Below are 21840 nucleotides of genomic sequence, written 5' to 3'. Positions count from 1 at the left end.
CGGAGCGGTCAGAGCGGGAGGATGACACTGCCGATCACCGCCGTCAGCCGCGACATGATGTCGGTCCACAGGCCGGTGACCATCAGGACACCGAGGAGGATCAGCAGCACGCCGCCGAGGATGTTCACGACCCGGATGTGGCGGCGCAGGAACCCGATGGCCTTGGTCGCCCAGCCGAAGCCGAGGGCCACGAGCAGGAACGGGATGCCGAGGCCGAGGGAGTACGCGAGGCCCAGGAAGCCCGCACGGACGGGGTCGCCGGCGTTGAAGGAGAGCGCCAGGATGGCGGCGAGCGTGGGACCCATGCAGGGCGCCCAGCCGATGCCGAGCGCGACGCCGAGGAGCGGGGCACCGACCATGCCGGCCTTCGAGTCGACGTGGAAGCGGAGCTCCTTCTGCGCGAACCCGAAGAGCCCGAGGAAGACCAGGCCCATCGCGATGATGACGACGCCGAGGATGCGGGTGATGAGGTCGCCCCACTGGAGCAGGAACACGCCGGCGGTGCCGCCGAGCACCGTGTAGAGGATGAAGACCACGGTGAAGCCGAGGATGAACAGCAGCACGCCGAGGACGAGGCGGCTGCGCGTCGCCGTCTGCGTGGTACCGCCGCCGGTCGTCGAGGTGCTCCGCGGCGTGACGGCTCCCCCGAGGAAGCCGAGGTACCCCGGAACGAGCGGGAGCACACACGGCGAGAGGAACGAGACGAGTCCAGCGAGCATCGCCACCGGGACCGCGATCCAGAGGGCTCCGGATCCGATGATCGCGTCGGGGTTCACGACGACCTCGCGGACATCAGGAGTCCTCCGCCAGCGCGTCCTTGACGAGCGTGGAGAGCACGGAGGTGCCGTCGATCGGACCGATGATCTTCGCGGCGACGCGGCCCTGCTTGTCGAGCACGAGCGTGGTGGGGGTGGCCGAGATCGGCACGACCTTCGCGAAGGCGAGCTTGGCCTGGGCGGTGTCCACGTCGATGAGGCTCGGGTAGGTGATCCCGAACTCGTCGGCGAACGCGACAGCCGTGTCCGCCTGGTCGCGCGTGTTGATGCCGATGAACTGCAAGTCCGCGTCCTGGTGCTCCTGCCAGACGGCCTCCAGGTCGGGGGCCTCGACGCGGCACGGGGCGCAGCCGGCGTACCAGAAGTTCACGACCGCGACCTTCCCGGCGATGTCGGCGCTGTCGAAGTCCTCGCCGTGCTCGGTGACCCCGGCGAACTCGACCGGCTCGCCGCGTTCGGCGACGGGGATCTCGACGATCGCGCCGTCGGCCGCGACATAGCCGGTGTTCTCGCCGTTCAGGAACGACTCGCTCACGGCGTCGGGAGCGCAGGCGCTCAGACCGACGGCGAGCACCGCAGCGAGCGCGGCTCCGCCCAGGCGGCCGAGGGGCCGAAGACGGGAGGGGCGGCCGTTGCGGATCGGGTGAATCCTGGAAGCGCGGGACACGTCTCCGAGTTTACGCAGAGCTTCCTATGCATCGGCCGGGTACCCCCGGGGGGAGTCAGAAGCGCGCGAGCACGTCGTCCACCCCGGCGCGGAATCGCGGACAGGTCGCGATGTCGTGCGCCCGGCACCCCATGGCGTGCTCTGTCATCTCCCGCGATCGCCGCATCTCCTCCATCCGCCGGTCGAGGTCGTCGAGATGCTGCTGTAGCACCTGATGCCGCCCGGCGCTGCCGTCGTCGAGGAGCACCGCGATCTGGTCGAGGCTCATCCCGGCGGCCTTGCTGCGCTGGATGACGGCGATGCGTACGACTTCGTCCTCGCCGTACCGTCGCCGGCCCGCCGGGTCGCGGGGCGGCCGCAGCAGTCCGACCGTCTCCCAGTGCCGCAGGACGTTCGTCGGAAGGTCGAACCGCGCGGCGACCTCGCCGACGGACCACGGGTGCGGGGCGCTTGACTTCATGTTGACATGAAGTCACAGACTGGTGCCGAACGCAAGACGCGAGAAGGGAACCCCCATGTACGACGCGATCGTGATCGGTGCCGGCCCCGCCGGACTCCAGGCGGCGCTCACCCTCGGACGGATGCACCGGCCCGTGCTCCTGCTGGACTCCGGCGAGTACCGCAACGGCACCGTGCGGCACATGCACAACATGATCGGCGCCGATGGGAAGGCCCCGGCGGACCTTCGCGCCCAGGCCCGCACGGAGCTCGCGGCCTATGCGGACGTCGAGGTGCGCGACGCCGCGGCGCAGCGGATCTCGGGCGACGCGGAGACGGGCTTCACGGTGAGCTTCGCCGACGGATCGGCGGCCGACGCCCGACGGGTGATCCTGGCGACCGGCGTCGCGGACGACCTCCCGCCGGTGCCTGGTCTCGCCGAGCTCTGGGGCGTCCGGGTCTTCAGCTGCCCGTTCTGCGACGGACACGAGCACGCCGGGAAGCCGATCGCGATCCTCGGGGCGGCTCCCCGGGCGGCCCATCTGATCGGGTTGCTCGGCCGTATCGTCGGCGAGATCACGGTGGTCCCGGTGGGAGAGCCGTTCGCTGCGGAGGACCGTACCGCGCTGGAGGAGCTCGGGGTGCGGGTGGCCTCCGCACCGGTAGAGGCCGTCGCCGCAGACGGAGACGGGGTGCGGGTGCGCAGCGCAGAGGGCGACCTCGACGTCGCGGGGGTGTTCGTGGCCTCCGGCACGATGCGGCACCGGGCGCCCTTCGCCGCGGACCTCGGGCTCCGGCTCCTGGAGTCGGGGTCCATCGAGATCGACGAGTTCGGACGGACGTCGCTTCCGGGGGTCTTCGCCGCGGGCGACCTCGCCCATCGCGCGACCCTCCCCGGCCCGATGGCCTCGGTCCTCCTCGCCGCCGCCGCGGGACAGCTCGCCGCGGTGGGGGTGCTCCAGTCCCTCTGACTTCGAATCGCCCGATTGGTCCCATCTCCGGGCCGGATGGGGCCATTCAGGCGATTCGAACGGGGATCAGACGGCCCCGACGTCGACAGCACCGGCGGTCGCGGCGGGCTCGGCGTACGAGACCTCGCGCCAGACGTCGCCCACGCGTGCGAACGAGGTCACACTCGACAGGGCGCAACGGCGGGTCCGCGGATCGTGCTGCAGCGGGAGGCCGGCGACGCGGAGGTGCGTGATCCAGATCGGCGCCTGATGCGACACCATCACGATGTCCCCCGCGGTCGGGATCTCGGCCGCGGCCGTCCACGCCTCGTCCATCACGCCGAGCATGCGCTCCGCGATCGAGGCGTACGGCTCCCCCCAGCTCGGCAGCGACGGCTGACGCAGGTGCCACCAGTTCATCGGGTTCATGAGCGACCGCCGCATCCGGGTGCCCTCGAACACGTTCGTCGGCTCGATCAGGCGGATGTCCGTCTCGGGCTCGAGGTCGAACACCTCCGCGAACGGGGCGGCCGACTCCTGCGCACGCTCGAGCGGCGACGCGAACAGCGCGGTCACCGGATCGCCGAGCCCCGCCACGTGCTCCGCCGCCGCCTGGGCCATCTCCTCCCCCGCAGTGCTGAGGTGATAGTCGGGCAACCGTCCGTAGAGCACACGGGACGGGTTGTGCACCTCACCGTGGCGAACGAGGTGCAGAAGTGATGCCGCCACGTCAGACCTCGCGGTAGCGGGAGTCGCCGAACCCGAGGATCAGATAGCCGATGTAGGGGAACAGGAACAGCAGGAAGAACGAGAACACCCCGCCCTTGCCGAAGCGCGCGCCGAGCTTGAACGCGACGATGACCCCGAGGATGAAGTTCGCGATCGGCACGAGGTAGAGCAGGGCGAACCAGCCCGACATCCCGGCGATCTTCACGAGGAACACGACGTTGACGATCGGGATGATCGCGAGGATGCCGGGGTATCCCGCCTTCGTGAAGACCTTCCACAGGCCGACCACGACGAGGATGTAGAAGATGAGGGCGATGAGTCCCGTCGTGCCGGAGAAGATCGCGCCGAACAGGTCGGGAAGGCCGTTGCCGTCCGAGATGGAGAGGTGCATGGGGGTCCGCCTTTCGTCGTGGCGATCCTACTGAGGTGCCGCTGCTCCGCGCTGGCGACCCGGCCGGGAAGGGCCGGGACGCCCGCGTAGACTGGGCGGGTTCATCTTTCCCCGGATCAGGAGGAATCCTCCGTGCTGCGCACCCACTCCGCAGGCTCCCTGCGCGCCGAGAACATCGGTCAGACCGTCACCCTCACCGGGTGGGTCGATCGTCGTCGTGACCACGGAGGCGTCGCTTTCATCGATCTGCGGGACGCGTCGGGCATCGCCCAGGTCGTCATCCGCGACGAGGAGATCGCCCACCCGCTGCGCAACGAGTTCGTCCTCAAGGTCACCGGCGAGGTGTCGCGGCGCCCCGAGGGCAACGCGAACCCGAACCTCCCCTCCGGCGAGATCGAGGTCATCGCGGCCGACGTCGAGGTGCTGAACGAGTCGGCCCCGCTGCCGTTCCAGGTCTCGACCGCACTGGCCGACACCGAGACCGTCGGCGAGGAGGCGCGCCTGAAGTATCGCTACCTCGATCTCCGCCGCCCGGCCGCCGCCTCCGCGCTGCGCCTGCGGTCCGACGTCTACAAGGCGATCCGGGACGTGTTGCACGCCGAGGACTTCACCGAGGTCGAGACCCCGACCCTCACCCGTTCCACGCCGGAGGGCGCCCGCGACTTCGTCGTCCCCGCCCGTCTACACCCGGGCAGCTGGTACGCCCTCCCCCAGTCCCCGCAGCTCTTCAAGCAGCTGCTCATGGTCGGCGGTGTGGAGAAGTACTTCCAGATCGCCCGCTGCTACCGCGACGAGGACTTCCGCGCCGACCGTCAGCCCGAGTTCACGCAGCTCGACATCGAGATGAGCTTCGTCGACCAGGAGGACGTGATCGCCCTCATGGAGTCGCTCATCGTGGCGATGTGGAAGACGATCGGCGTCGAGGTGCAGACCCCGCTGCCGCGGATGACGTACGCCGACGCCATGGCGAAGTACGGCTCCGACAAGCCCGACCTCCGCTTCGGGCTCGAGCTCGTCGAGGCGACGGACTACTTCAAGGACACCCCGTTCCGCGTGTTCCAGGCAGAGTACGTCGGCGCGGTGCGCATGCCCGGCGGTGCGAGCCAGCCGCGCAAGCAGCTCGACGCGTGGCAGGACTGGGCCAAGCAGCGCGGCGCGCGCGGTCTCGCCTACGTCCTGTTCAACGAGGACGGCACCCTGGGCGGCCCCGCCGCGAAGAACCTGTCCGAGGCCGAGCAGGCGGGCCTGGCGGAGTTCGTCGGCGCCGAGCCGGGCGACTGCGTGTTCTTCGCCGCCGGTGCCACCAAGGAGAGCCGGGCGCTGCTCGGCGCCGCGCGGGTCGAGATCGGCCGTCGCCTCGGGTACCTGAACCCGGACGAGTTCGCCTTCACCTGGGTCGTCGACGCCCCCATGTTCGAGCCGGCCGCCGACGCGGTCGCCTCCGGAGACGTCGCGGTCGGCGCGGGTGCCTGGACGGCCGTGCACCACGCGTTCACGGGGCCGAAGCCCGAGTTCGAGGACACGTTCGACACCGACCCCGGCTCGGCCCTCGCCTACGCGTACGACATCGTGTGCAACGGCTCGGAGCTCGGCGGCGGGTCCATCCGCATCCACCGCGAGGACATCCAGAAGCGGGTCTTCGAGGTCATGGGCATCAGCGACGAGGTGGCGCAGGAGCAGTTCGGCTTCCTCCTCGACGCGTTCAAGTTCGGCGCTCCCCCGCACGGCGGCATCGCGCTCGGCATGGACCGCGTGCTCCAGCACCTGACGAAGACCGAGTCGATCCGCGACGTCATCGCCTTCCCGAAGTCCGGGAACGGTTTCGATCCCCTCACCTCCGCTCCCGCGCCGATCACCCCCGAGCAGCGCGCCGAGGCCGGTGTGGACTTCACCCCCGAGGACGAGGCCTGACCCGCCGAGACCCCGTCTTGCCGCCGAGACCCCGGGACACTGCCGCTGGCAGCCCGGGGTCTCGTCGCGTACCCGGGGTCTCGGCGAAGAGAGAAAGGAGAAATCAGGCGAAGAGGGGGGCGAGGTTCTCGTTCCACACGTCGACGCCGAGCTTCGCGATGAGAGCCACCACGACGACGAGGAACACCACGCGGATGAACGTCGTGCCGCGGGAGATGGCCATCCGCGAGCCCAGGTAGCTGCCCCCGACGTTCGCGACCGCGAGGATGCCCCCGAGCAGCCACAGCACCGAGCCGTGCGGGATGAAGAGGAGCAGCGCCCCCGCGTTCGTCGCGAGATTCACGATCTTGGCCTTCGCGCTCGCCTGCAGGAAGTCGTAGCCCAGCAGCGCGACGAGGGTGATCACGAGGAAGGTGCCCGTCCCCGGACCGATCATCCCGTCGTAGAACCCGATACCAAGCCCGGCGAGCCCGGCCATGATGTGGTGCTTGTGCCCGTGGAAGCGCAGCTGCGTCGCCGCCCCGAGCTGCGGCCGGAGCGCCGTGAACAGGGCCACCGCCAGCAGGGCGATCACGATGATGGGCTTGAAGGCGGCCGGGGGCAGCACCGTGGCGACCGCCGCGCCCCCGAACGAGCCGATCAACGCGATCACCGCCATCGGCAGGGCCGTACGGAGGTCGGGCTTGGCCCGGCGGTAGTAGGTGATGCTGCTGGTCGCGGTCCCGAACACGGAGGCGAGCTTGTTCGTCGCGAGCGCCTGGACCGGGGCGATGCCGGGGATGAGGAGGAGCGCCGGGAGCTGCAGCAGCCCTCCGCCGCCGACGACCGCGTCGATCCACCCGGCGCTGAACGCCGCCACGATGATGAGGATCAGCATCCCCCAGGTGAGCTGCTCGAGTCCGAGGAGGCTGCCGATATCCACTCCGCCATGATTCCAGACCCGCGGGCGCCGTCCCGCATCCTCCGCTGGCAGACTGGGCTCATGCTCGCCGCTCTCCCGCTTCCGCATCCGTTCGCGTCGAGGAGCGGGGACGCCGTGCTCCGGCGGGCGACCGAGGCCGATGCCGACGCCGTCATCGCGCTGCTCGCCGACGATCCGATCAGCGCCGCCCGCGGCGACGTGGCGTCCGACGAGGACCGTCCGGCGTACGAGCGCGGCCTCCGCGAGATCCTGGCCGATCCCTCCAACGACCTCCTCGTGGTCGAGGTCGACGGCGCGGTGGTCGGCACCCTTCAGCTCACGTCGATCCCGGGCATGGCACGCCGCGGCGCCCGGCGGCTGCTCGTCGAAGCGGTCCGGGTGCGCAGCGACCTGCGCTCGTCCGGCATCGGCTCCGCGGTCATGCGCTGGGTCGGCGACGCGGCGGCGCCCGCGCTCGGTGCGGCCATGGTGCAGCTCACCTCCGACGCCGCCCGCACCGACGCCCACCGGTTCTACGAGCGGCTCGGCTACGTGGGGTCGCACCGCGGCTTCAAGTACACCGTCCCGCAGCGCTGAATGCGCAGCGCACTCCCGCGCCACCCACCCGACACCGACCGTTCACCGGAGCCGCTCCGCGTGGCCACCTCGGACTCGTAGTGTCCTCTCGCAACCCGACACCGGCTCACAGCGCCGGACACCGAGAGGACACTCATGGCACGCTCCATCCGCCGCGCACGCATCGGCGCCGGCATCGCCCTGGCCACCACGGCCGTCATCGCTCTGACCTCCTGCGCCTCCGCGACCGACGCCCCGGCCGCCGGTGACGACGCCGTGGACGCGGCGAGCGCGACCTCCGTCGCGGACTTCGGCTCCTTCGCCGACCTGGAGGCGGCCGCGAAGGAGGAGGGTCAGCTCAACGTCATCGCCCTCCCCCGCGACTGGGCGAACTACGGCGAGATCCTCGACCTGTTCGCGGAGAAGTACCCCGAGATCACCATCAACGAGGCCTCGCCCGACGTCTCCAGCGCCGAGGAGATCCAGGCCGCCGAGACGAACAAGGGCCTCGACACCGCCCCCGACGTCTTCGACCTCGGCCTCACCGTCGCCCTGCAGAACACCGATGCGTTCGCTCCGTACAAGGTCCAGACCTGGGACGACATCCCCGAGGAGCTGAAGGAGCCCTCCGGCCTCTTCGTCGGCGATTACGGCGGGTACATGTCGATCGGCTACGACTCCTCGAAGTTCGAGGCGCCGGCTGAGCTGTCCGACCTGCTCTCCGCCGACTACAAGGGTGCCGTCGCCATCAACGGCGACCCGACGCAGGCCGGCGCCGCCTTCGCCGCCGTGGGCCTGGCGACGGTGCAGTCGGACGGCACGCTCGACGACTTCCAGCCGGGCATCGACTTCTTCTCCGACCTGCAGAAGGCAGGGAACCTCCTCAAGGTCGACGTCACGACCGCGACCGTCGCCAGCGGCGAGACCCCCGTGGTCTTCGACTGGGACTACCTGAACGCGGCCCACACGGCCGACAACCCGGACTGGAAGGTCGTGGTCTTCGACGGCACCGGCTACGCGGGCTACTACAACCAGGCCATCAACGTCGACGCCCCGAACCCGGCCGCCGCGCGTCTGTGGCAGGAGTTCCTCTACAGCGACGAGGTGCAGAACCTGTGGCTGAAGGGCGGCGCCCGTCCGGTGCGCATGGAGGCGATGACCGAGGCCGGCACGATCGACGAGAAGCTCGCGGCCGCTCTCCCCGAGGCCCCGGAGGAGACCGTCGTGCCGACCGAGGAGCAGTCCGAGAACGCCGGCACGCTGCTCGGCGAGAAGTGGGCAGCGGCGGTCCAGTGACCACCGTCGTCGCACCGGGGGTGGACGCCGCGGCGTCCGCCCCCGGCACCACCGCCGGACCCGCGTCGCACACGCGGGCCCGGCGGTCGGCGCCGTCCGTGGCGTGGCTGGGGCTCGTACCGTTCGCCGCCTACGTGCTGCTCTTCCTCGCCGTGCCGACCGTGCTCGCGATCGGCTCCGGGTTCTTCGACGGCGACGGCGCCTTCACCTGGACGAACGTCGCCGCCCTCGGCGACCCGGTGGTGCTCACGACCTTCGCGAACTCGGCGGGGCTGTCGCTGCTCACCGCGGCGGTCGGTGCGGTCGTGGGCGCCCTCGTCTCCTACGCTCTGCTCGGCATGAACCCGGACGGCGTCGTGCGCCGCTCCGTGGACGCGGCCGCCGGGGTCCTCGCGCAGTTCGGCGGCGTCATGCTCGCCTTCGCCTTCATCGCCACGATCGGCATCCAGGGCGTGGTCACGGTCTTCCTCCGCGACACGTTCGGCATCGACATCTTCGCCGAGGGCACGTGGCTGTACGAGCTGCCCGGCCTCATCCTCCCGTACATCTACTTCCAGGTGCCGCTCATGGTCATCACCTTCCTCCCCGCCCTCGCCGCCCTGAAGCCGCAGTGGGTCGAGGCGAACCTCGCCCTCGGGGGCAGCAGGACGAGCTTCTGGCTGCGGATCGGCCTCCCGGTGCTGGCGCCGTCGTTCCTCGCGAGCCTGCTGCTGCTCTTCGCGAACGCGTTCTCCTCCTACGCCACGGCCGCGGCGCTCGCGAGTCAGGGCTCGCAGATCGTCCCGCTGCAGATCCGCACGGCGCTCACGAGCGAGACCCTGCTCGGCCGGGAGAATCTCGCGGGCGCTCTCGCCCTCGGCATGATCGTCGTGGTCGGCGTCGTGATGGCGCTGTACTCGGTCATCCAGCGACGCGCCGCGCGGTGGCAGGCATGAATGGCCTCGCCCCGTCCCGCGCGACCCGTGCGGTGATCGGCATCGTGGTCGGCGCGTTCTTCGCTGTGCCTCTCGTGTCGACGTTCCTCTTCACGCTGCGCGGCACGGACGGCCTCTCCTTCGCGCACTGGGCCGCCCTCTTCGACCCCGCGGCGTCGGCGAGCCTCAAGCCCATCTGGACGGGGCTCGGCAACTCGCTGATCCTCGCAGTGGTGACCGTGGCGATCGTGCTGTTCCTCCTGGCCCCCACGATGATTCTCGTGAACCTGCGCTTGCCCAGACTGAAGGCGGCCTTCGAGTTCGTCGCGCTCCTCCCGATCTCGATCCCCGCGATCGTCCTCGTGGTGGGCCTCGCGCCGATCTACCTGCAGATCGGTCGCACCGTCGGCACCGGCACCTGGACCCTCGCCTTCGCCTACGGCGTCACCGTCCTCCCCTTCGCGTTCCGCTCGATCCAGGCATCCATCGATGCCGCCGATCTGCGCACGCTGTCCGAGGCAGCACGCTCGCTCGGGGCGGGGTGGACGACGGTCGTGCTCCGTGTCCTCGCGCCGAACCTCCGACAGGGCCTGCTCGCCGCCGCGCTGATCTCCATCGCGGTGGTGCTCGGGGAGTTCACGATCGCGTCCCTCCTCAACCGGCAGGTCTTCCAGACGGCGATGGTCGTGGTGCAGAAGCAGGACCCGTTCGCGCCCGCGATCTTCACGCTGCTCGCCCTGCTGTTCGTCTTCCTCCTGCTCCTGCTCATCGGCCGCGTCGCCCGCGGTCCGCGAAAGGCCCGCTCATGACCCTCGATCACGCGCTCCCGCGCACCAAGGACAACCTGCTGCTCGCCCAGGCCGGCGAGGGCACGCGGGTCGAGCTGCACGGCATCGTGAAGAGCTACGGCGGCACGAGGGTGCTGCACGGCGTCGACCTCGACATCGCTCCCGGGGAGTTCGTCTCGCTGCTCGGCCCGTCCGGCTGCGGGAAGACCACCCTGCTCCGCGTGCTCGCCGGACTCGAGGGCGCCGACGAGGGGACTGTCCTCCTCGGCGGCGGAGATGTCTCGCGGGTGCCGACCAACCGGCGCGACATCGGGATGGTGTTCCAGTCGTACTCGCTGTTCCCGCACCTCCGCGTCGTCGACAACACGGCCTTCGGGCTCCGTCGTCGGGGTGTCGGCAAGACCGAGGCGGCGCGACGGGCCCTCGACGCGCTCGCCCTCGTGGGTCTGGCCGACCTGGCCGACCGGTTCCCGCATCAGCTCTCCGGCGGGCAGCAGCAGCGGGTGGCCCTGGCTCGCGCCCTCGTCACGGAGCCTCGGGTGCTGCTGCTCGACGAGCCGCTGTCGGCACTCGACGCGAAGGTGCGCGTGCAGCTCCGTGACGAGATCCGGCGCATTCAGCTGCGGCTCGGCATCACGACCGTGTTCGTCACGCACGATCAGGAGGAGGCCCTCGCGGTGTCCGACAGGATCGCGGTCATGAACGCGGGTCGCATCGAGCAGATCGGCTCCCCGGAAGAGCTGTACACGACCCCTGCGACCGCCGAGGTCGCCGCGTTCGTGGGCCTCTCCAGCGTCGTGTCCGGGGTCGCCGAGGGCGATCACGTCGTCGTGTGGGGGCAGCGTCTTCCCTTGCAGACCCCCGCCGACGGCCCCGTCGACGTATACCTCCGTCCGGAGAACGTCCGCTTCACCTCCGCGGAGGACGCCGCCACCGATGCGCTCGTGGAGGAGAGCACGTTCCTCGGCAGCATGCGGCGGACCCTCGTGCGCACGGAGTCGGGTGAGCTCGTCCGCGTGCAGCACGATCCCGCCGTGCACCCGTCGTTCGGCGACCGCGTCCGCATCGCGGTGACCCCTGTCCCGGTGGTCGCGCGTCCCCGCGGCTGATCGAGACCCCGGGTTCACGTCGAGACCCCCGGCAGCAGACGTCTGCAGCCGGGGGTCTCGGCGAATGCCCGGGGTCTCGGCGGCACCGGGGGGAGAACTACAGGACGCGGGAGAGGAAGTCCTTCGTGCGCTGGTGCTGCGGATTCGCCAGCACCTCGCGGGGGTCGCCCTCCTCGACGATGTGTCCGCCGTCCATGAAGATCAGCCGCGAACCGACCTCGCGCGCGAAGCCCATCTCATGCGTGACGACGAGCATCGTCATGCCCTCGTCGGCCAGCGACCGCATGACCTGCAGCACCTCGCCGACGAGCTCCGGGTCGAGGGCCGACGTCGGCTCGTCGAACAGCATCATGTCGGGGTTCATGCACAGCGCCCGGGCGATGGCCACGCGCTGCTGCTGCCCGCCCGAGAGGTGCCCGGGGTACGCGTCGGCCTTCTCCGCGAGACCGACGCGCTCGAGCATGGCGCGGGCCACCTTCTCGGCTTCCGCCTTCGAGCGCTTCTTCACCCGCTGCTGCGCGATCGTGAGGTTGCCGAGCACGCTGAGGTGCGGAAAGAGGTTGAAGCTCTGGAACACCATCCCGATACGGGTGCGCACGCGGTCGATGTCGATGTCGGGATCGGTGATGTCGATGCCCTCGATGAGCACCTTGCCGCCCGTGGGCTCCTCCAACAGGTTCACCGAGCGGAGCAGCGTCGACTTCCCGGATCCGGACGGGCCGATCACGCAGACGACCTCGCCGGCGAGCACCGTCAGGTCGATGCCCTTGAGCACCTCGTTGTCGCCGAAGCTCTTGTGCAGGTCCTGGATCGCGATCGCCGGGGCCTGCACGTCGATCAGGTCGGTGCTCATCGTGTCCTCGCCATCCGACGCTCGAGCCACGCGCTGAGACGCGTGAGCGGGATCGTCACGATCAGGTAGAGGATCGCCGCCATGATCAGCGGCGTTCCGTTGGCGTTCTGCGTCGCTGCGTCACGAGCGAAGTTCGTGAGCTCCTTCGACCAGATGAAGGAGCCCGCGACGAACAGCAGCGACGTGTCCTTCAGCAGCAGCACGAACTCGTTCGTCAGCGGCGGGATGATGATCCGGAAGCCCTGCGGGACCACGATCCAGAAGGTCGTCTTCATGGGCGACATGCCGAGCGAACGCGCCGCCTCGGTCTGTCCCTTCGGGACTGCCTGGATTCCGGCCCGGATCGTCTCTGCCATGTAGGCGGAGGCCACGAGGATCAGACCGATCAGGCCCAGGACCACCGGCCCGCCGAGGCGGGTCGCCGGCACACCGAGACCGATCGGCAGGATGAACGCGATCGCGAAGATCGTGAGGATCGCGGGCAGACCGCGGAACAGCTCGATCCACGCCGTCGCGATCCACCGGAACGGCGCGATCACCGAGAGCTTCATCAGCGCCAGCAGGATGCCGAGCAGCAAGCCGCCTGCGAACGCCACCGCCGTGAACCACAGGGTGTTGACGAGCGCCGTGGTGATGATGCCCGGGAGCATCTTCGCCGCGACCTCGGGGTTGAAGTAGAGCTGCGCGATCCGCGCCCAGTCGGTGCTGACGATCGCCCAGACGACGATCGCGAGCAGCACCGCGTAGATCGAGTACCGGTACAGCTTCTGTTTCGTGGTGCGCCTCAACGCCATTGTCAAGGTCCTCCCGACCGACTCAGCTCTCGACTCAGTTGGCCGTGAAGTACTCGTTGTAGATGGTGTCGTACTCGCCGTTGTCCCGGAGCTCCTGCAGAGCCTCGTTCACGGCCTCGCGGAGTTCGTCCTTCTCCCCCTTGGCGAAGGCGAAGCCGTAGGACTCGTCGGTCTCGTACGTCTCGACGATCTTGTAGGCGGAGTCGGCCTTCTCGTGCTCGAGGTTGACGGGCTGATCCTGCAGGATGGCGTCGATCTGCCCGGCCTGCATCGCGGGCCACAGTTCGCCGTCGGACGGGTACTGCACGAGCTGCGCGCCCTTCGCGTTCTCCGTGGCGTAGGCCTCGCCGGTCGTGCCCTGCTGAACGCCGACGTTCTTGCCGTCGAGGTCGTCGATGGACTTGATCCCCGAGTCGGTGCGCACGAGGAGCGACTGCAGCGAGTCGTAGTACGGGTCCGAGAAGTCGATGTTGGCCTTGCGCTCGTCGGTGATCGTCATGGCCGAGGCACCGATGTCGCACTGGCCGGCGGCGAGAGTCGTGCCGGACTGCAGCGCATCGAAGCCCACATCCTGCACGGAGAGCTCGAGGTCGAGCTGCTCGGCGATCGCACCGAGGAGGTCGATGTCGAAGCCGGTGTACTCACCGTTGTCACCCTCGAACTCGAACGGCGGGTAGGGGATGTCGGAGCAGACGGTCAGCTTGCCCGCCTCGATGAGTCCGTAGTCGTCACCGGCAGCGGACTCGCCGCCGCTGCCCGCGTCGGAGGAGCCGGTGGCGCATCCGGCGAGTGCGAGGGTGGCGGTGGCCGCGATCGCGAGGCCGGCGAAGAGGTTACGACGGGACATGTCGGCTCCTGGGAGTCGGGGGGCGGGTGAGCCCACGGACGGGTAGGAGTTCATCTAAACATGCGGCTCGTCGCGTGACCAATGACATCCCCTCGCGCCGCATTACGTTTGTGTTTCGGTGCCGCGGGGACGACGCTCGACGCTCAGAGCTCGGCGTCGACCGCCACACGGCCGGAGACGACCGAGCGGATGTACCCGGCGACCTCCTCGTGCGCAGGGTGCACCTGGTACTGCTCGAGGTCGGCGACGGAGTCGAAGTCCGCGACCAGCGTCACGTCCCAGTTCGCGTCCGGGTAGACGTCGTTCGCACCGGCCCAGATGCTGCGCAGCTGCGGCACGACGCCGTCGAGGGCGTTGAGCCGACGGGCGACCTCGGCCGCCTGGGCCTGTCGCTCCCCCGCGTCCTCCGCGGCGAGCTTCCAGGTCACGACATGGCGGATGGTCATCGCAGCTCCTTCTGGTCGGCGCGGGCCTCCGCGTCGACGGCTTCTTCCAGCGCCTCGCGCAGTCGGTCGGGGGACACCCGCCAGTGCGCATGCATTCGCCCGTCGATGAGGACGACGGGGATCTTCTCCCACCACTGCTCGTACAGGGCGGGGTCGTCCTGGATCGACGCCTCGACGATCTGGATGCGCTCCGCGGCGGCGTCCGGCAGTTCGGCGACGACCGCGTCGACGACCTCGGAGGCCACGGCGCACAGATGGCAGTCGGGCTTGCCGATGAGGGTCAGCGTCGTCACGACGACGGGACCTCGACCTCGCGTCCCTGCGCGATCCACTCGCCGGTACCGCCCTCGACGTTGGTGGCGTCGTAACCGCGGGACTCGAGCGCCTCGACCACGCGGGCCGAGCGGCCGCCGGCCTGGCAGATCACGTCGAACGACTCGGCGGGGAGCTCGTCCAGGCGGTTGCCGATCTCCGACATCGGGATGTTCACGGCGCCGGGAACATGGCCCGCCTGGAACTCGTTCACCTCCCGGACATCGATGAGGGGCGTGCCGGAGCGCTCGGCGAGTTCGGCGACGGTGATCGACTTCATGACATCCTCTCGGCGGTGCGGAACGGCGCGCAGAGACACAAAGCGCCCGTCCGAAGACAGGCGCTCGGTGTCTGGCCGCTTACTTCTTGTTGCGGCGCTGGTGGCGAGTCTTGCGAAGCAGCTTGCGGTGCTTCTTCTTCGCCATGCGCTTGCGGCGCTTCTTGATGACAGAACCCACGGAAACCTCACTAAGTCAGGGGCTGGGTGTCGCCGGAATCGGACACCCGGGTACGAGCACGAAAAATGCCTCGGATCATCCTAGCAAACTCAGAAGGGTGCCCCGCGCCCTCCGTCAGCCGGCGTCGGCGATGGGCCGCTGCAGAGCCTCCGCGACGGCGGACTCCGGCACGCGGTAGCTCCGTCCGAATCGGATGGCGGGGAGGTCACCGGCGTGCACGAGCCGGTACACGGTCATCTTGGACACGCGCATGAGCTCGGCGACTTCGGCCACCGTCAGGAATCGGACGTCTGGAACCTCGGGCATCCCACGTACCCCTTTCTCGATGAGCACACTCTATGGGGTCGCTGGGACGCGTGTAAACCCGCGTGGCTGTTGTGATCAGTGGGATGTCGGCACGGTCGCGAACGCCCGGACCGGGAACGTCCCGAACCCGTGGATCGCCGGAGGCGCCGCGGTGAACCGCGCCCCGCGCGCGGGGAGGCGATCCAGAGCGGTGAGGTGCTCGACGACATGCACGCCCGCCGCGAGGAGGATGCTGTGCGCCGGCCGCTCCCCGCCGCTCTCCGTGTCGTCGATGTTGAGCGCGTCGATGCCGACCAGGCGCACCCCCGCGTCCACGAGGAAGCGCGCCGCGTCCTCGGTGAGGAAGGGCGAGCCGGTGCCGTATGCGGGCGTGCCGAACAGCCGGCTCCAGCCGGTGTCCAGGAGCACCGCGCTGTCGCGGAGCTCACGATCCGCGAGCGTCGCCGCCTTGATGCCGCGCCGATCGGGCGTCCACGCGTCGCGGAGGTGGAAGACCTCGGCGGGCAGGTCCACGAGGGTGTCGAGGTCGAGCGACGCCAGGTCGGCCCCGTCCGCATAGCGGTGGAACGGCGCGTCGAGATAGGTGCCCGTGTTGCCGATCATCGTGATCACGTCCATCGCGAACTCCGTCCCCGGCGCGTAGCGCTCGCGCGAGGCCGCGCGGGTGAGGTGCGGGGTGATGGTCGGCGCCGGCAGCCCGGGATAGGTGACCATGCCCTCCGCGATCGGGTGGCTCAGGTCCACGACCCGTTCGGTGCGGTCTCCACGAGCCGGAGCCGCGACGCCACGGCTGCCGCGGTGCGGCTCGGCGACGATCTGCAGGTCGCGGAGCTCGACCTCGCCCACGAGTGCCAGACCGAGGTGCGACACGAGCAGCCCGGAGATCTCCTCGACCGTCATGTCTCTCGTCGGCAGATCGAGTCGGAACCCCTGCCCCTGCAATCCGCCGCCGTTGGCGAAGGTGATCGCGAAGTCGAAATGCGCGCGGTACTCGTCCGTCATGGGCCCATCCTGCCGGAGACAGCCGACACCGTGATGTGCGCGCCCGCCCTGCTCGAACCAGCACACCGACGTCCAGCCCGCGCATAGCCCGCATTGCCCGATCGCTCAGACAGCCCTGCCACTGTCGGTGCGGGACCCGTGCCGGCACCTGCCGAGTCCGCGCGGATCTGGGGTCCGCACACCGCCCCCGACGGCATCCCCCCTGCCGTCGGGGGCGGTTCCCGTCCGTGCAGGGGCGCGCGGGATCAGGCGCCGAGGCGCTTCAGCGCGTTCGTGACCACGTGCTTGGCGGACGCGGCCGCACGCCCGACGACCTCGGCCGCGTGCGCAGCGCTGTCGGGGATCGGGGCGCCGGGGTACGCGATGTCCGGGGCGGCATCGCCGAACGCGTCGACGAGGAAGGGGACCAGCCAGTCGTCGACGGCCTCCAGCGGCGCAACGGACAGGCTGTAGAAGCGACGCTGCCCGTCTTCGCGGACGGTGACGAGCTCGGCGTCGCGGAGCACCTTGAGGTGCTTGGAGACCGTGGGCTGGCTGATGCCGAGGTCGGCCACGATCTGGCTCACGCTCGTGCCGGACTCGCCTTCGGACGTGCGTCGGAGCAGGAGCTGGAGGATGTCGCGCCTCGTACCGTCTGCGATCACGTCGAAGATGTCCGTCATGTGATCAGGGTAGTGCGCCCCGGCACGGAGTACCATGACGAAGGCTCGGCGAGAGGCGCCGCGCGGCCGCCGGGGAACGGACGGCGCAGAAGAAGGGGGCAGCGATGTCGGGCATCGTTTCGGCGTCGTCTCCCCGCACCGGTCTCCCCGGAGCCGCCGGCCGGGTCAAGCACCTCATCACCTCGTCGCCGTCCCGGTTCGCCATCGCGGTCTTCGCGCTGCTGATCCTCGTGTTCACGGTGCTGTTCTCGCTGCCGATCGCGTCCGCCAGCGGCACGGTGACACCGCTCAGCGACGCGCTCTTCACCGCCGTCTCCACGATCTGCGTGACGGGCCTCGCGACCGTCGACATGGCCAACCACTGGTCGCCGTTCGGGCACGTCGTCGTGTTCATCGGCGTCAACATCGGCGCCCTCGGCGTGCTGACCCTCGCCTCCCTCATGGGGATGCTCATCTCGAAGCGCCTCGGGCTGCGCGCGAAGCTCATGGCGGCGGGCGACACGAACCCGCTCCGGGCGCACGGCGGCGTGGTCAACGAGAGCCAGACCGTGCGCCTCGGCGAGGTGGGCCAGCTGCTCACCACGGTCGCCCTCTCCGCCCTCTTCATCGAAGCGGCCCTCGCGGCCCTCCTGTATCCGGCGCTGGTGATGGCGGGGGTCGACCCGATCGCCGCGCTCTGGGAAGCCCCGTACTTCTCGGCGATGGCGTTCACCAACACCGGCTTCGCCCCGAACGACGGCGGAGTGGCCGTCTTCGCCGACGACTACCTCGTGCTGTCGCTGCTCATGGTCGGCGTGTTCCTCGGGAGCATCGGCTTCCCGGTGATCTACACGCTCGCGAAGCACGTCTGGCACGTCAAGCGGTGGTCGCTGCACTCGAAGCTGACCATCGTCACCACGGTGCTGCTCTTCATCCTCGGCGCGGCCGCCTTCCTCATCCTCGAGTACGACAACCCCAAGACCTTCGGGTCGATGGACGCCGCGGACACGACCTTCCAGGCGTTCTTCCTCTCCGCGATGACCCGCTCCGGCGGCTTCAACGTCATCGAGATGGACGACCTCAACGGCTCGTCGCTGCTCGCCGCCAGCATGCTCATGTTCGTCGGCGGCGGGTCGGCGTCGACGGCGGGCGGCATCAAGGTGACCACACTCGCGGTCCTCGCGATCGCCGTCTGGTCCGAGGCGAAGGGCCGCCAGTCCGTCGAGGCGTTCGGCCGCCGCATCCCCAGCGACGTGCAGCGCGTCGCGCTCAGCGTCGTCGCCTGGGGCGCGACCATCGTGGCCCTGTCGACCATCGTGATCGCGCAGATCACCAAGGCGGACATCAGCCATGTGCTCTTCGACGTCATCTCCGCGTTCGGCACGGTCGGGCTCTCGACGGGCCTCACCGGGGAGCTTCCGGATTCCGCTTCGTACGTCATGGCCGCGACGATCTTCATGGGCCGCGTTGGTACAGTGACTCTCGCTGCGGCAGTCGCCGCGACATCGCGCACGCAGTACTACTCACTGCCCGTGGAAAGGCCGATCGTTGGTTGAAGTCCTTCGGGGGGACGCTCCCGTCCTCGTCATCGGTCTCGGCCGGTTCGGTGCCGCCTGCGCCGGCGAGCTCGACCGCCTCGACCGCGAGGTCCTCGCGATCGACGACAACCTCGAGCTCGTGCAGAAGTGGTCGGACCGCGTCACGCACACCGTGCAGGCCGACGCCCGCAACATCGACGCCCTCCGCCAGATCGGCGCCCAGGACTTCCAGGTCGCGGTCGTCGCCGTCGGATCCTCGATCGAGGCGTCCGTGCTCATCACGGCGAACCTCGTCGACCTCAAGGTGCCGCAGATCTGGGCGAAGGCGGTCTCGCAGTCGCACGGCAAGATCCTGGCCCGCGTGGGCGCCAACCACGTCATCTACCCCGAGCGTGAGGCCGGCGAGCGCGTCGCGCACCTCGTGAGCGGGCGCATGCTCGACTTCATCCGCTTCGACGACGACTTCGTCCTGGCCAAGATGTACCCGCCGAAGTTCATCCGCGGCGTCGGCCTGAACGAATCCGGTGTGCGCTCGAAGTACAAGGTCACGGTCGTCGGCGTGAAGAGCCCTGGCAAGCCGTTCCGCTACGCGGAGGCCAACACGATCGTGACCAACCACGACCTCATCATCGTCTCCGGGACGAACAGCGACATCGAGCGCTTCGCCGCCCTCGACCGCTGAGCCGGGTCCTCCCCGCGGCGGATGCGCCGGTCGCGGCAGGCGTGGTGGGATGGGGGGCATGAGCGATCACGCCCCCGCACCGCCCGTCCTCGCCCTCCGCGGGCTCCGCAAGCAGTTCGGGCAGAAGGTCGCCGTCGACGCGCTGTCGCTGGACGTCCCCGCGGGCTCGATGCTGGGGCTGCTCGGCCCGAACGGTGCGGGCAAGACGACGACGCTCGCCATGACCACGGGGCTCCTGCGCCCGGACGCCGGGACGGCCTGGGTGCTCGGCGCCGACGTCTGGCAGGATCCGGCCGCCGCGAAGGCGCGGATGGGCGTGCTTCCCGACGGCATCCGGATGCTCGACCGGCTCAGCGGCGCCGAGCTGCTGCGGTACACCGGCCTGCTGCGCGGGATGCCGGAGGCGGAGGTCGTCTCCCGCTCCGGTGAGCTGCTGGACGCGCTCGGCCTGACGGAGGCCCGCGACACGCTCGTCGTCGACTACTCGGCCGGCATGAAGAAGAAGATCGGCCTGGCCTGCGCGCTCATCCACGCGCCCCGGCTGCTGATCCTCGACGAACCCCTCGAGGCCGTCGACCCGGTCTCCGGGCAGACGATCCGGCAGATCCTCCGCTCCTTCGTGGACGGCGGCGGCACGGTCGTCCTCTCCAGCCACGTCATGGAGCTCGTCGAGTCGCTGTGCGACCGCGTCGCCATCGTCGCCGAGGGGCGTCTGCTCGCCCACGGCGCCCTCGACGAGGTGCGCGCCGGGCTCACGCTGCAGGAGCGCTTCCTCACCCTCGTGGGCGCGCACGACCTCGGAACGGAGACGCTCGCGTGGTTGCGCTCCTCGTAGGCCTGCGGCTGCGACAGCTCGGGCATCAGCTCTCCCGCAACCCCTGGATGATCGTGACCCTCGTGATCGTGGGTCTCATCGCGCTGAGCATGCTGGGACTGCTGACCGTGGGGCTGATCGCGCTGCGGGTGGGCGCTCCGGACGCCGCCGTGACCGCGATGGTGCTCACCGGCGCCGTCATCGTGCTCGGGTGGTGGATCGGGTCGATCCTGGTCAGTGCGGACGACTCGCTGGCGCCCGAGCGCTTCGCCCTGCTCCCGGTGACCGCCCGCACCCTCCTCCCCGGTCTCGTCGTGGCGGGGATGACGACGATCGGCGGCATCGGCACCGCTCTGGCCCTGCTGCTGATGCTCGTGGGATGGTCGGTCAGCGCTCCGGCCCTCCTGGTCGCGGTGCTCATGGTCCCCGTGGCCCTCGCGACCTGCGTCCTCGGCGCCCGCGTCGTGAGCGGTCTGCTCGCGGGATGGCTCGCCCGTCGGCGGACGCGTGACCTCGTCCTCACCCTCGGCGTGGTGCTGCTGGCCTCGTCCGGCCTCCTCCTGAACATCGGGCTGCAGGCACTGTCGACCGTGCGCGACGTCGGCGGCGCCTTCACCGCGGTCGCCGAGATCGCCGCGTGGACGCCGGTCGCCGCCGTGTTCGGCGTCCCGGCCGCGGTGGCACAAGGCGACGTCATCACTGCCCTCCTGCGGCTGCTCGTCGCCGCCGCCACCCTTGCGGTCTTCTGGGTCGCCGCGCGCCGGATGCTCGCTGCGCGCCTGGTCGCGCCGCTGCAGTCGAGCGGGGGCGGACGCGTGCGCTCGGGAGGCGTGCTCGACCGTCTGCTGCCCGCGGGCCCCGTCGGTGCCATCGCGGGACGGACGCTCCGCTACTTCCGCCGCGACCCGCGTCAGGTCGTCAACATCGTGATGCTCCTGCTGCTCCCCGCGATCTTCCTCGGGCTCGCGCTCATGAATGGACTGCAGCAGGACAGTGCCGGCTTCGCACCCGCGATCACCCTCATCCCCGCGATCAACGCCCTGCTCGCCGGGAGCATCGTGCAGATGGCGATCGCCTACGACAACGACGCCGTCGCGCTGCACATCCTCACCGGGGTGAGCGGGACCGCCGACCGCCTCGGACGCCTGCTCGGGTTCGCGCTGGTCGCAGTGCCGATCACGATCCTCCTGTGCGTCGTGACCTGTCTGCTGGCCGGACGTCCGGATCTGCTTCCGGGCAGCCTGGGCGCTGCTCTCGGACTCATGGCGGTGTCGGCGGGCGCGGGCTCCTGGGTGGGCGCGTTCCTGCCCGGGCGAGCTCCGGCTCCCGAGGCCAACCCGTTCGGACGCGGCTCCTCCGGCGGCGCGCAGTCCTTCCTCGCGATGCTCATCATGTCGCCGATCACGCTGCTGCTCGGCGGCCCCGCCCTCGGCTTCGCGATCGCGTCGATCTGGATCCCGCCGCTGGGCTGGGCGAGCCTCACGGCCGCCGTCGTGCTCGGTGGGGTCGCGCTCTGGGGCGGCACGGTGCTCGGCGGGCGCACCCTGCAGCGGCGCTGGCCCGAGGTGCTCGCCGAGGTCGCCAGCGAGGCCTAGCCGCACCTCGCCGCAACAGGCACTCGCGCGCGTTCAGGCTCCAGGAGCACTGGCTGCCTGAACTCGCGTGATCACCTGTTCTCGCGTGGATGCCTGCTCCCGCGAC

27 protein-coding genes are annotated in these 21840 nt (G+C 70.0%); 11 read left to right on the top strand and 16 right to left on the bottom strand.

The window, feature by feature from the left end:
* Positions 1-8: 8 nt before the first annotated feature.
* Genes C6C15_RS03740 through C6C15_RS03730 form a run of 3 tightly spaced genes read right to left on the bottom strand, consistent with a single transcriptional unit; the run spans position 9 to position 1903 of the window.
* Positions 9-776, bottom strand: coding sequence for a cytochrome c biogenesis CcdA family protein (locus C6C15_RS03740; protein ID WP_105949302.1), 768 nt, complete (start codon positions 774-776; stop codon positions 9-11).
* A 16-nt stretch (positions 777-792) separates the two neighbouring features.
* On the bottom strand, positions 793-1443 hold the full coding sequence (locus C6C15_RS03735; protein ID WP_105949301.1) for a TlpA family protein disulfide reductase: 651 nt from the start codon (positions 1441-1443) through the stop codon (positions 793-795).
* Between the two features lie 55 nt (positions 1444-1498).
* On the bottom strand, positions 1499-1903 hold the full coding sequence (locus C6C15_RS03730; protein WP_105949300.1) for a MerR family transcriptional regulator: 405 nt from the start codon (positions 1901-1903) through the stop codon (positions 1499-1501).
* A 55-nt stretch (positions 1904-1958) separates the two neighbouring features.
* Here C6C15_RS03730 and C6C15_RS03725 point away from each other — a divergent pair, with 55 nt between their 5' ends.
* Positions 1959-2852 (top strand): NAD(P)/FAD-dependent oxidoreductase, encoded by an 894-nt coding sequence (locus tag C6C15_RS03725; RefSeq protein ID WP_105949299.1) that lies wholly within the window; start codon positions 1959-1961, stop codon positions 2850-2852.
* Positions 2853-2918: 66 nt separating this feature from the next.
* On the opposite strand, the gene C6C15_RS03720 is transcribed toward C6C15_RS03725, so the two are convergent.
* A complete protein-coding gene (locus tag C6C15_RS03720; RefSeq protein ID WP_105949298.1) occupies positions 2919-3560 on the bottom strand; it encodes a histidine phosphatase family protein in 642 nt (213 codons plus the stop codon).
* Between the two features lies 1 nt (position 3561).
* Positions 3562-3951 carry a DUF5684 domain-containing protein gene (locus C6C15_RS03715; RefSeq protein ID WP_025104449.1) on the bottom strand — a complete coding sequence of 130 codons (390 nt, stop codon included), beginning with the start codon at positions 3949-3951 and terminating at the stop codon, positions 3562-3564.
* 132 nt (positions 3952-4083) lie between these two features.
* On the opposite strand from C6C15_RS03715, the gene aspS reads away from it, so the two are divergent.
* Complete coding sequence (gene aspS, locus C6C15_RS03710; RefSeq protein WP_025104450.1) at positions 4084-5862, top strand: aspartate--tRNA ligase; 1779 nt, start codon at positions 4084-4086, stop codon at positions 5860-5862.
* Positions 5863-5965: 103 nt separating this feature from the next.
* Here the strand turns inward: aspS and C6C15_RS03705 are convergent, their stop codons facing one another.
* Positions 5966-6739, bottom strand: coding sequence for a sulfite exporter TauE/SafE family protein (locus tag C6C15_RS03705; RefSeq protein ID WP_060921721.1), 774 nt, complete (start codon positions 6737-6739; stop codon positions 5966-5968).
* Positions 6740-6844: 105 nt separating this feature from the next.
* Between C6C15_RS03705 and C6C15_RS03700 the strand changes: the two genes are divergently transcribed.
* The 5 genes from C6C15_RS03700 to C6C15_RS03680 all read left to right on the top strand — a co-directional run bounded on the left by C6C15_RS03700 (position 6845) and on the right by C6C15_RS03680 (position 11446).
* Entirely contained in the window at positions 6845-7360 is a 516-nt protein-coding gene (locus tag C6C15_RS03700) for a GNAT family N-acetyltransferase (protein WP_105950745.1), read from the top strand.
* A gap of 135 nt (positions 7361-7495) precedes the next feature.
* A complete protein-coding gene (locus C6C15_RS03695) occupies positions 7496-8635 on the top strand; it encodes an ABC transporter substrate-binding protein (RefSeq protein ID WP_060921710.1) in 1140 nt (379 codons plus the stop codon).
* Complete coding sequence (locus C6C15_RS03690; protein WP_435873136.1) at positions 8632-9570, top strand: ABC transporter permease; 939 nt, start codon at positions 8632-8634, stop codon at positions 9568-9570. The genes C6C15_RS03695 and C6C15_RS03690 overlap by 4 nt, the downstream gene beginning before the upstream one ends.
* Entirely contained in the window at positions 9567-10358 is a 792-nt protein-coding gene (locus C6C15_RS03685; protein WP_105949296.1) for an ABC transporter permease, read from the top strand. The genes C6C15_RS03690 and C6C15_RS03685 overlap by 4 nt, the downstream gene beginning before the upstream one ends.
* Entirely contained in the window at positions 10355-11446 is a 1092-nt protein-coding gene (locus C6C15_RS03680; protein ID WP_105949295.1) for an ABC transporter ATP-binding protein, read from the top strand. The genes C6C15_RS03685 and C6C15_RS03680 overlap by 4 nt, the downstream gene beginning before the upstream one ends.
* 97 nt (positions 11447-11543) lie before the next feature.
* Here the strand turns inward: C6C15_RS03680 and C6C15_RS03675 are convergent, their stop codons facing one another.
* The 10 genes from C6C15_RS03675 to C6C15_RS03630 form a co-directional block, all read right to left on the bottom strand.
* Positions 11544-12299, bottom strand: a complete 756-nt coding sequence (locus C6C15_RS03675; protein WP_060921706.1) for an amino acid ABC transporter ATP-binding protein — start codon at positions 12297-12299, stop codon at positions 11544-11546.
* On the bottom strand, positions 12296-13093 hold the full coding sequence (locus tag C6C15_RS03670; RefSeq protein WP_060921705.1) for an amino acid ABC transporter permease: 798 nt from the start codon (positions 13091-13093) through the stop codon (positions 12296-12298). The genes C6C15_RS03675 and C6C15_RS03670 overlap by 4 nt, the downstream gene beginning before the upstream one ends.
* A gap of 34 nt (positions 13094-13127) precedes the next feature.
* Positions 13128-13940: a basic amino acid ABC transporter substrate-binding protein gene (locus C6C15_RS03665; RefSeq protein WP_105949294.1), complete on the bottom strand. Its 813-nt coding sequence runs from the start codon at positions 13938-13940 to the stop codon at positions 13128-13130.
* Between the two features lie 143 nt (positions 13941-14083).
* Entirely contained in the window at positions 14084-14386 is a 303-nt protein-coding gene (locus C6C15_RS03660; protein ID WP_025104460.1) for a Dabb family protein, read from the bottom strand.
* On the bottom strand, positions 14383-14679 hold the full coding sequence (locus C6C15_RS03655) for a glutaredoxin family protein (protein ID WP_060921703.1): 297 nt from the start codon (positions 14677-14679) through the stop codon (positions 14383-14385). The genes C6C15_RS03660 and C6C15_RS03655 overlap by 4 nt, the downstream gene beginning before the upstream one ends.
* Positions 14676-14978 (bottom strand): rhodanese-like domain-containing protein, encoded by a 303-nt coding sequence (locus tag C6C15_RS03650; RefSeq protein ID WP_060921702.1) that lies wholly within the window; start codon positions 14976-14978, stop codon positions 14676-14678. The genes C6C15_RS03655 and C6C15_RS03650 overlap by 4 nt, the downstream gene beginning before the upstream one ends.
* Positions 14979-15057: 79 nt before the next feature.
* A complete protein-coding gene (locus C6C15_RS03645) occupies positions 15058-15156 on the bottom strand; it encodes a 30S ribosomal protein bS22 (protein ID WP_003792170.1) in 99 nt (32 codons plus the stop codon).
* Positions 15157-15270: 114 nt separating this feature from the next.
* Positions 15271-15462: a helix-turn-helix domain-containing protein gene (locus C6C15_RS03640; protein ID WP_025104463.1), complete on the bottom strand. Its 192-nt coding sequence runs from the start codon at positions 15460-15462 to the stop codon at positions 15271-15273.
* A gap of 75 nt (positions 15463-15537) precedes the next feature.
* Entirely contained in the window at positions 15538-16464 is a 927-nt protein-coding gene (locus C6C15_RS03635) for a cyclase family protein (protein ID WP_105949293.1), read from the bottom strand.
* A 245-nt stretch (positions 16465-16709) separates the two neighbouring features.
* A complete protein-coding gene (locus C6C15_RS03630) occupies positions 16710-17126 on the bottom strand; it encodes an ArsR/SmtB family transcription factor (RefSeq protein WP_060921700.1) in 417 nt (138 codons plus the stop codon).
* 104 nt (positions 17127-17230) lie between these two features.
* On the opposite strand from C6C15_RS03630, the gene C6C15_RS03625 reads away from it, so the two are divergent.
* Genes C6C15_RS03625 through C6C15_RS03610 form a run of 4 tightly spaced genes read left to right on the top strand, consistent with a single transcriptional unit; the run spans position 17231 to position 21734 of the window.
* Entirely contained in the window at positions 17231-18661 is a 1431-nt protein-coding gene (locus C6C15_RS03625; RefSeq protein ID WP_025104469.1) for a TrkH family potassium uptake protein, read from the top strand.
* Complete coding sequence (locus C6C15_RS03620; protein WP_025104470.1) at positions 18654-19325, top strand: potassium channel family protein; 672 nt, start codon at positions 18654-18656, stop codon at positions 19323-19325. The genes C6C15_RS03625 and C6C15_RS03620 overlap by 8 nt, the downstream gene beginning before the upstream one ends.
* Before the next feature lie 58 nt (positions 19326-19383).
* Positions 19384-20160: an ABC transporter ATP-binding protein gene (locus C6C15_RS03615; RefSeq protein ID WP_105949292.1), complete on the top strand. Its 777-nt coding sequence runs from the start codon at positions 19384-19386 to the stop codon at positions 20158-20160.
* Positions 20142-21734, top strand: a complete 1593-nt coding sequence (locus C6C15_RS03610; RefSeq protein WP_105949291.1) for a hypothetical protein — start codon at positions 20142-20144, stop codon at positions 21732-21734. Before C6C15_RS03615 ends, C6C15_RS03610 begins: the two co-directional genes overlap by 19 nt.
* The last annotated feature ends 106 nt before the right edge of the window (positions 21735-21840 follow it).

The organism is Microbacterium sp. str. 'China' (genome assembly GCF_002993305.1).
GTDB lineage: Bacteria > Actinomycetota > Actinomycetes > Actinomycetales > Microbacteriaceae > Microbacterium > Microbacterium paraoxydans.
Note: the sequence above shows the minus strand (reverse complement) of the source record. Positions and strands in the feature narration are given on the sequence as shown.

What these genes read in the sequence shown, in the direction of transcription:
- C6C15_RS03625 (WP_025104469.1), top strand. Translation starts at nt 17,231, where the DNA reads ATGTCGGGCATCGTTTCGGCGTCGTCTCCCCGCACCGGTCTCCCCGGA.
- C6C15_RS03705 (WP_060921721.1), bottom strand. Translation starts at nt 6,739, where the DNA reads ATGCTGATCCTCATCATCGTGGCGGCGTTCAGCGCCGGGTGGATCGAC.
- C6C15_RS03675 (WP_060921706.1), bottom strand. Translation starts at nt 12,299, where the DNA reads ATGAGCACCGACCTGATCGACGTGCAGGCCCCGGCGATCGCGATCCAG.
- C6C15_RS03685 (WP_105949296.1), top strand. Translation starts at nt 9,567, where the DNA reads ATGAATGGCCTCGCCCCGTCCCGCGCGACCCGTGCGGTGATCGGCATC.
- C6C15_RS03650 (WP_060921702.1), bottom strand. Translation starts at nt 14,978, where the DNA reads ATGAAGTCGATCACCGTCGCCGAACTCGCCGAGCGCTCCGGCACGCCC.
- C6C15_RS03635 (WP_105949293.1), bottom strand. Translation starts at nt 16,464, where the DNA reads ATGACGGACGAGTACCGCGCGCATTTCGACTTCGCGATCACCTTCGCC.
- C6C15_RS03700 (WP_105950745.1), top strand. Translation starts at nt 6,845, where the DNA reads ATGCTCGCCGCTCTCCCGCTTCCGCATCCGTTCGCGTCGAGGAGCGGG.
- C6C15_RS03615 (WP_105949292.1), top strand. Translation starts at nt 19,384, where the DNA reads ATGAGCGATCACGCCCCCGCACCGCCCGTCCTCGCCCTCCGCGGGCTC.
- C6C15_RS03695 (WP_060921710.1), top strand. Translation starts at nt 7,496, where the DNA reads ATGGCACGCTCCATCCGCCGCGCACGCATCGGCGCCGGCATCGCCCTG.
- C6C15_RS03725 (WP_105949299.1), top strand. Translation starts at nt 1,959, where the DNA reads ATGTACGACGCGATCGTGATCGGTGCCGGCCCCGCCGGACTCCAGGCG.
- C6C15_RS03715 (WP_025104449.1), bottom strand. Translation starts at nt 3,951, where the DNA reads ATGCACCTCTCCATCTCGGACGGCAACGGCCTTCCCGACCTGTTCGGC.
- C6C15_RS03670 (WP_060921705.1), bottom strand. Translation starts at nt 13,093, where the DNA reads ATGGCGTTGAGGCGCACCACGAAACAGAAGCTGTACCGGTACTCGATC.
- C6C15_RS03640 (WP_025104463.1), bottom strand. Translation starts at nt 15,462, where the DNA reads ATGCCCGAGGTTCCAGACGTCCGATTCCTGACGGTGGCCGAAGTCGCC.
- C6C15_RS03630 (WP_060921700.1), bottom strand. Translation starts at nt 17,126, where the DNA reads ATGACGGACATCTTCGACGTGATCGCAGACGGTACGAGGCGCGACATC.
- C6C15_RS03665 (WP_105949294.1), bottom strand. Translation starts at nt 13,940, where the DNA reads ATGTCCCGTCGTAACCTCTTCGCCGGCCTCGCGATCGCGGCCACCGCC.
- C6C15_RS03660 (WP_025104460.1), bottom strand. Translation starts at nt 14,386, where the DNA reads ATGACCATCCGCCATGTCGTGACCTGGAAGCTCGCCGCGGAGGACGCG.
- C6C15_RS03680 (WP_105949295.1), top strand. Translation starts at nt 10,355, where the DNA reads ATGACCCTCGATCACGCGCTCCCGCGCACCAAGGACAACCTGCTGCTC.
- C6C15_RS03730 (WP_105949300.1), bottom strand. Translation starts at nt 1,903, where the DNA reads ATGAAGTCAAGCGCCCCGCACCCGTGGTCCGTCGGCGAGGTCGCCGCG.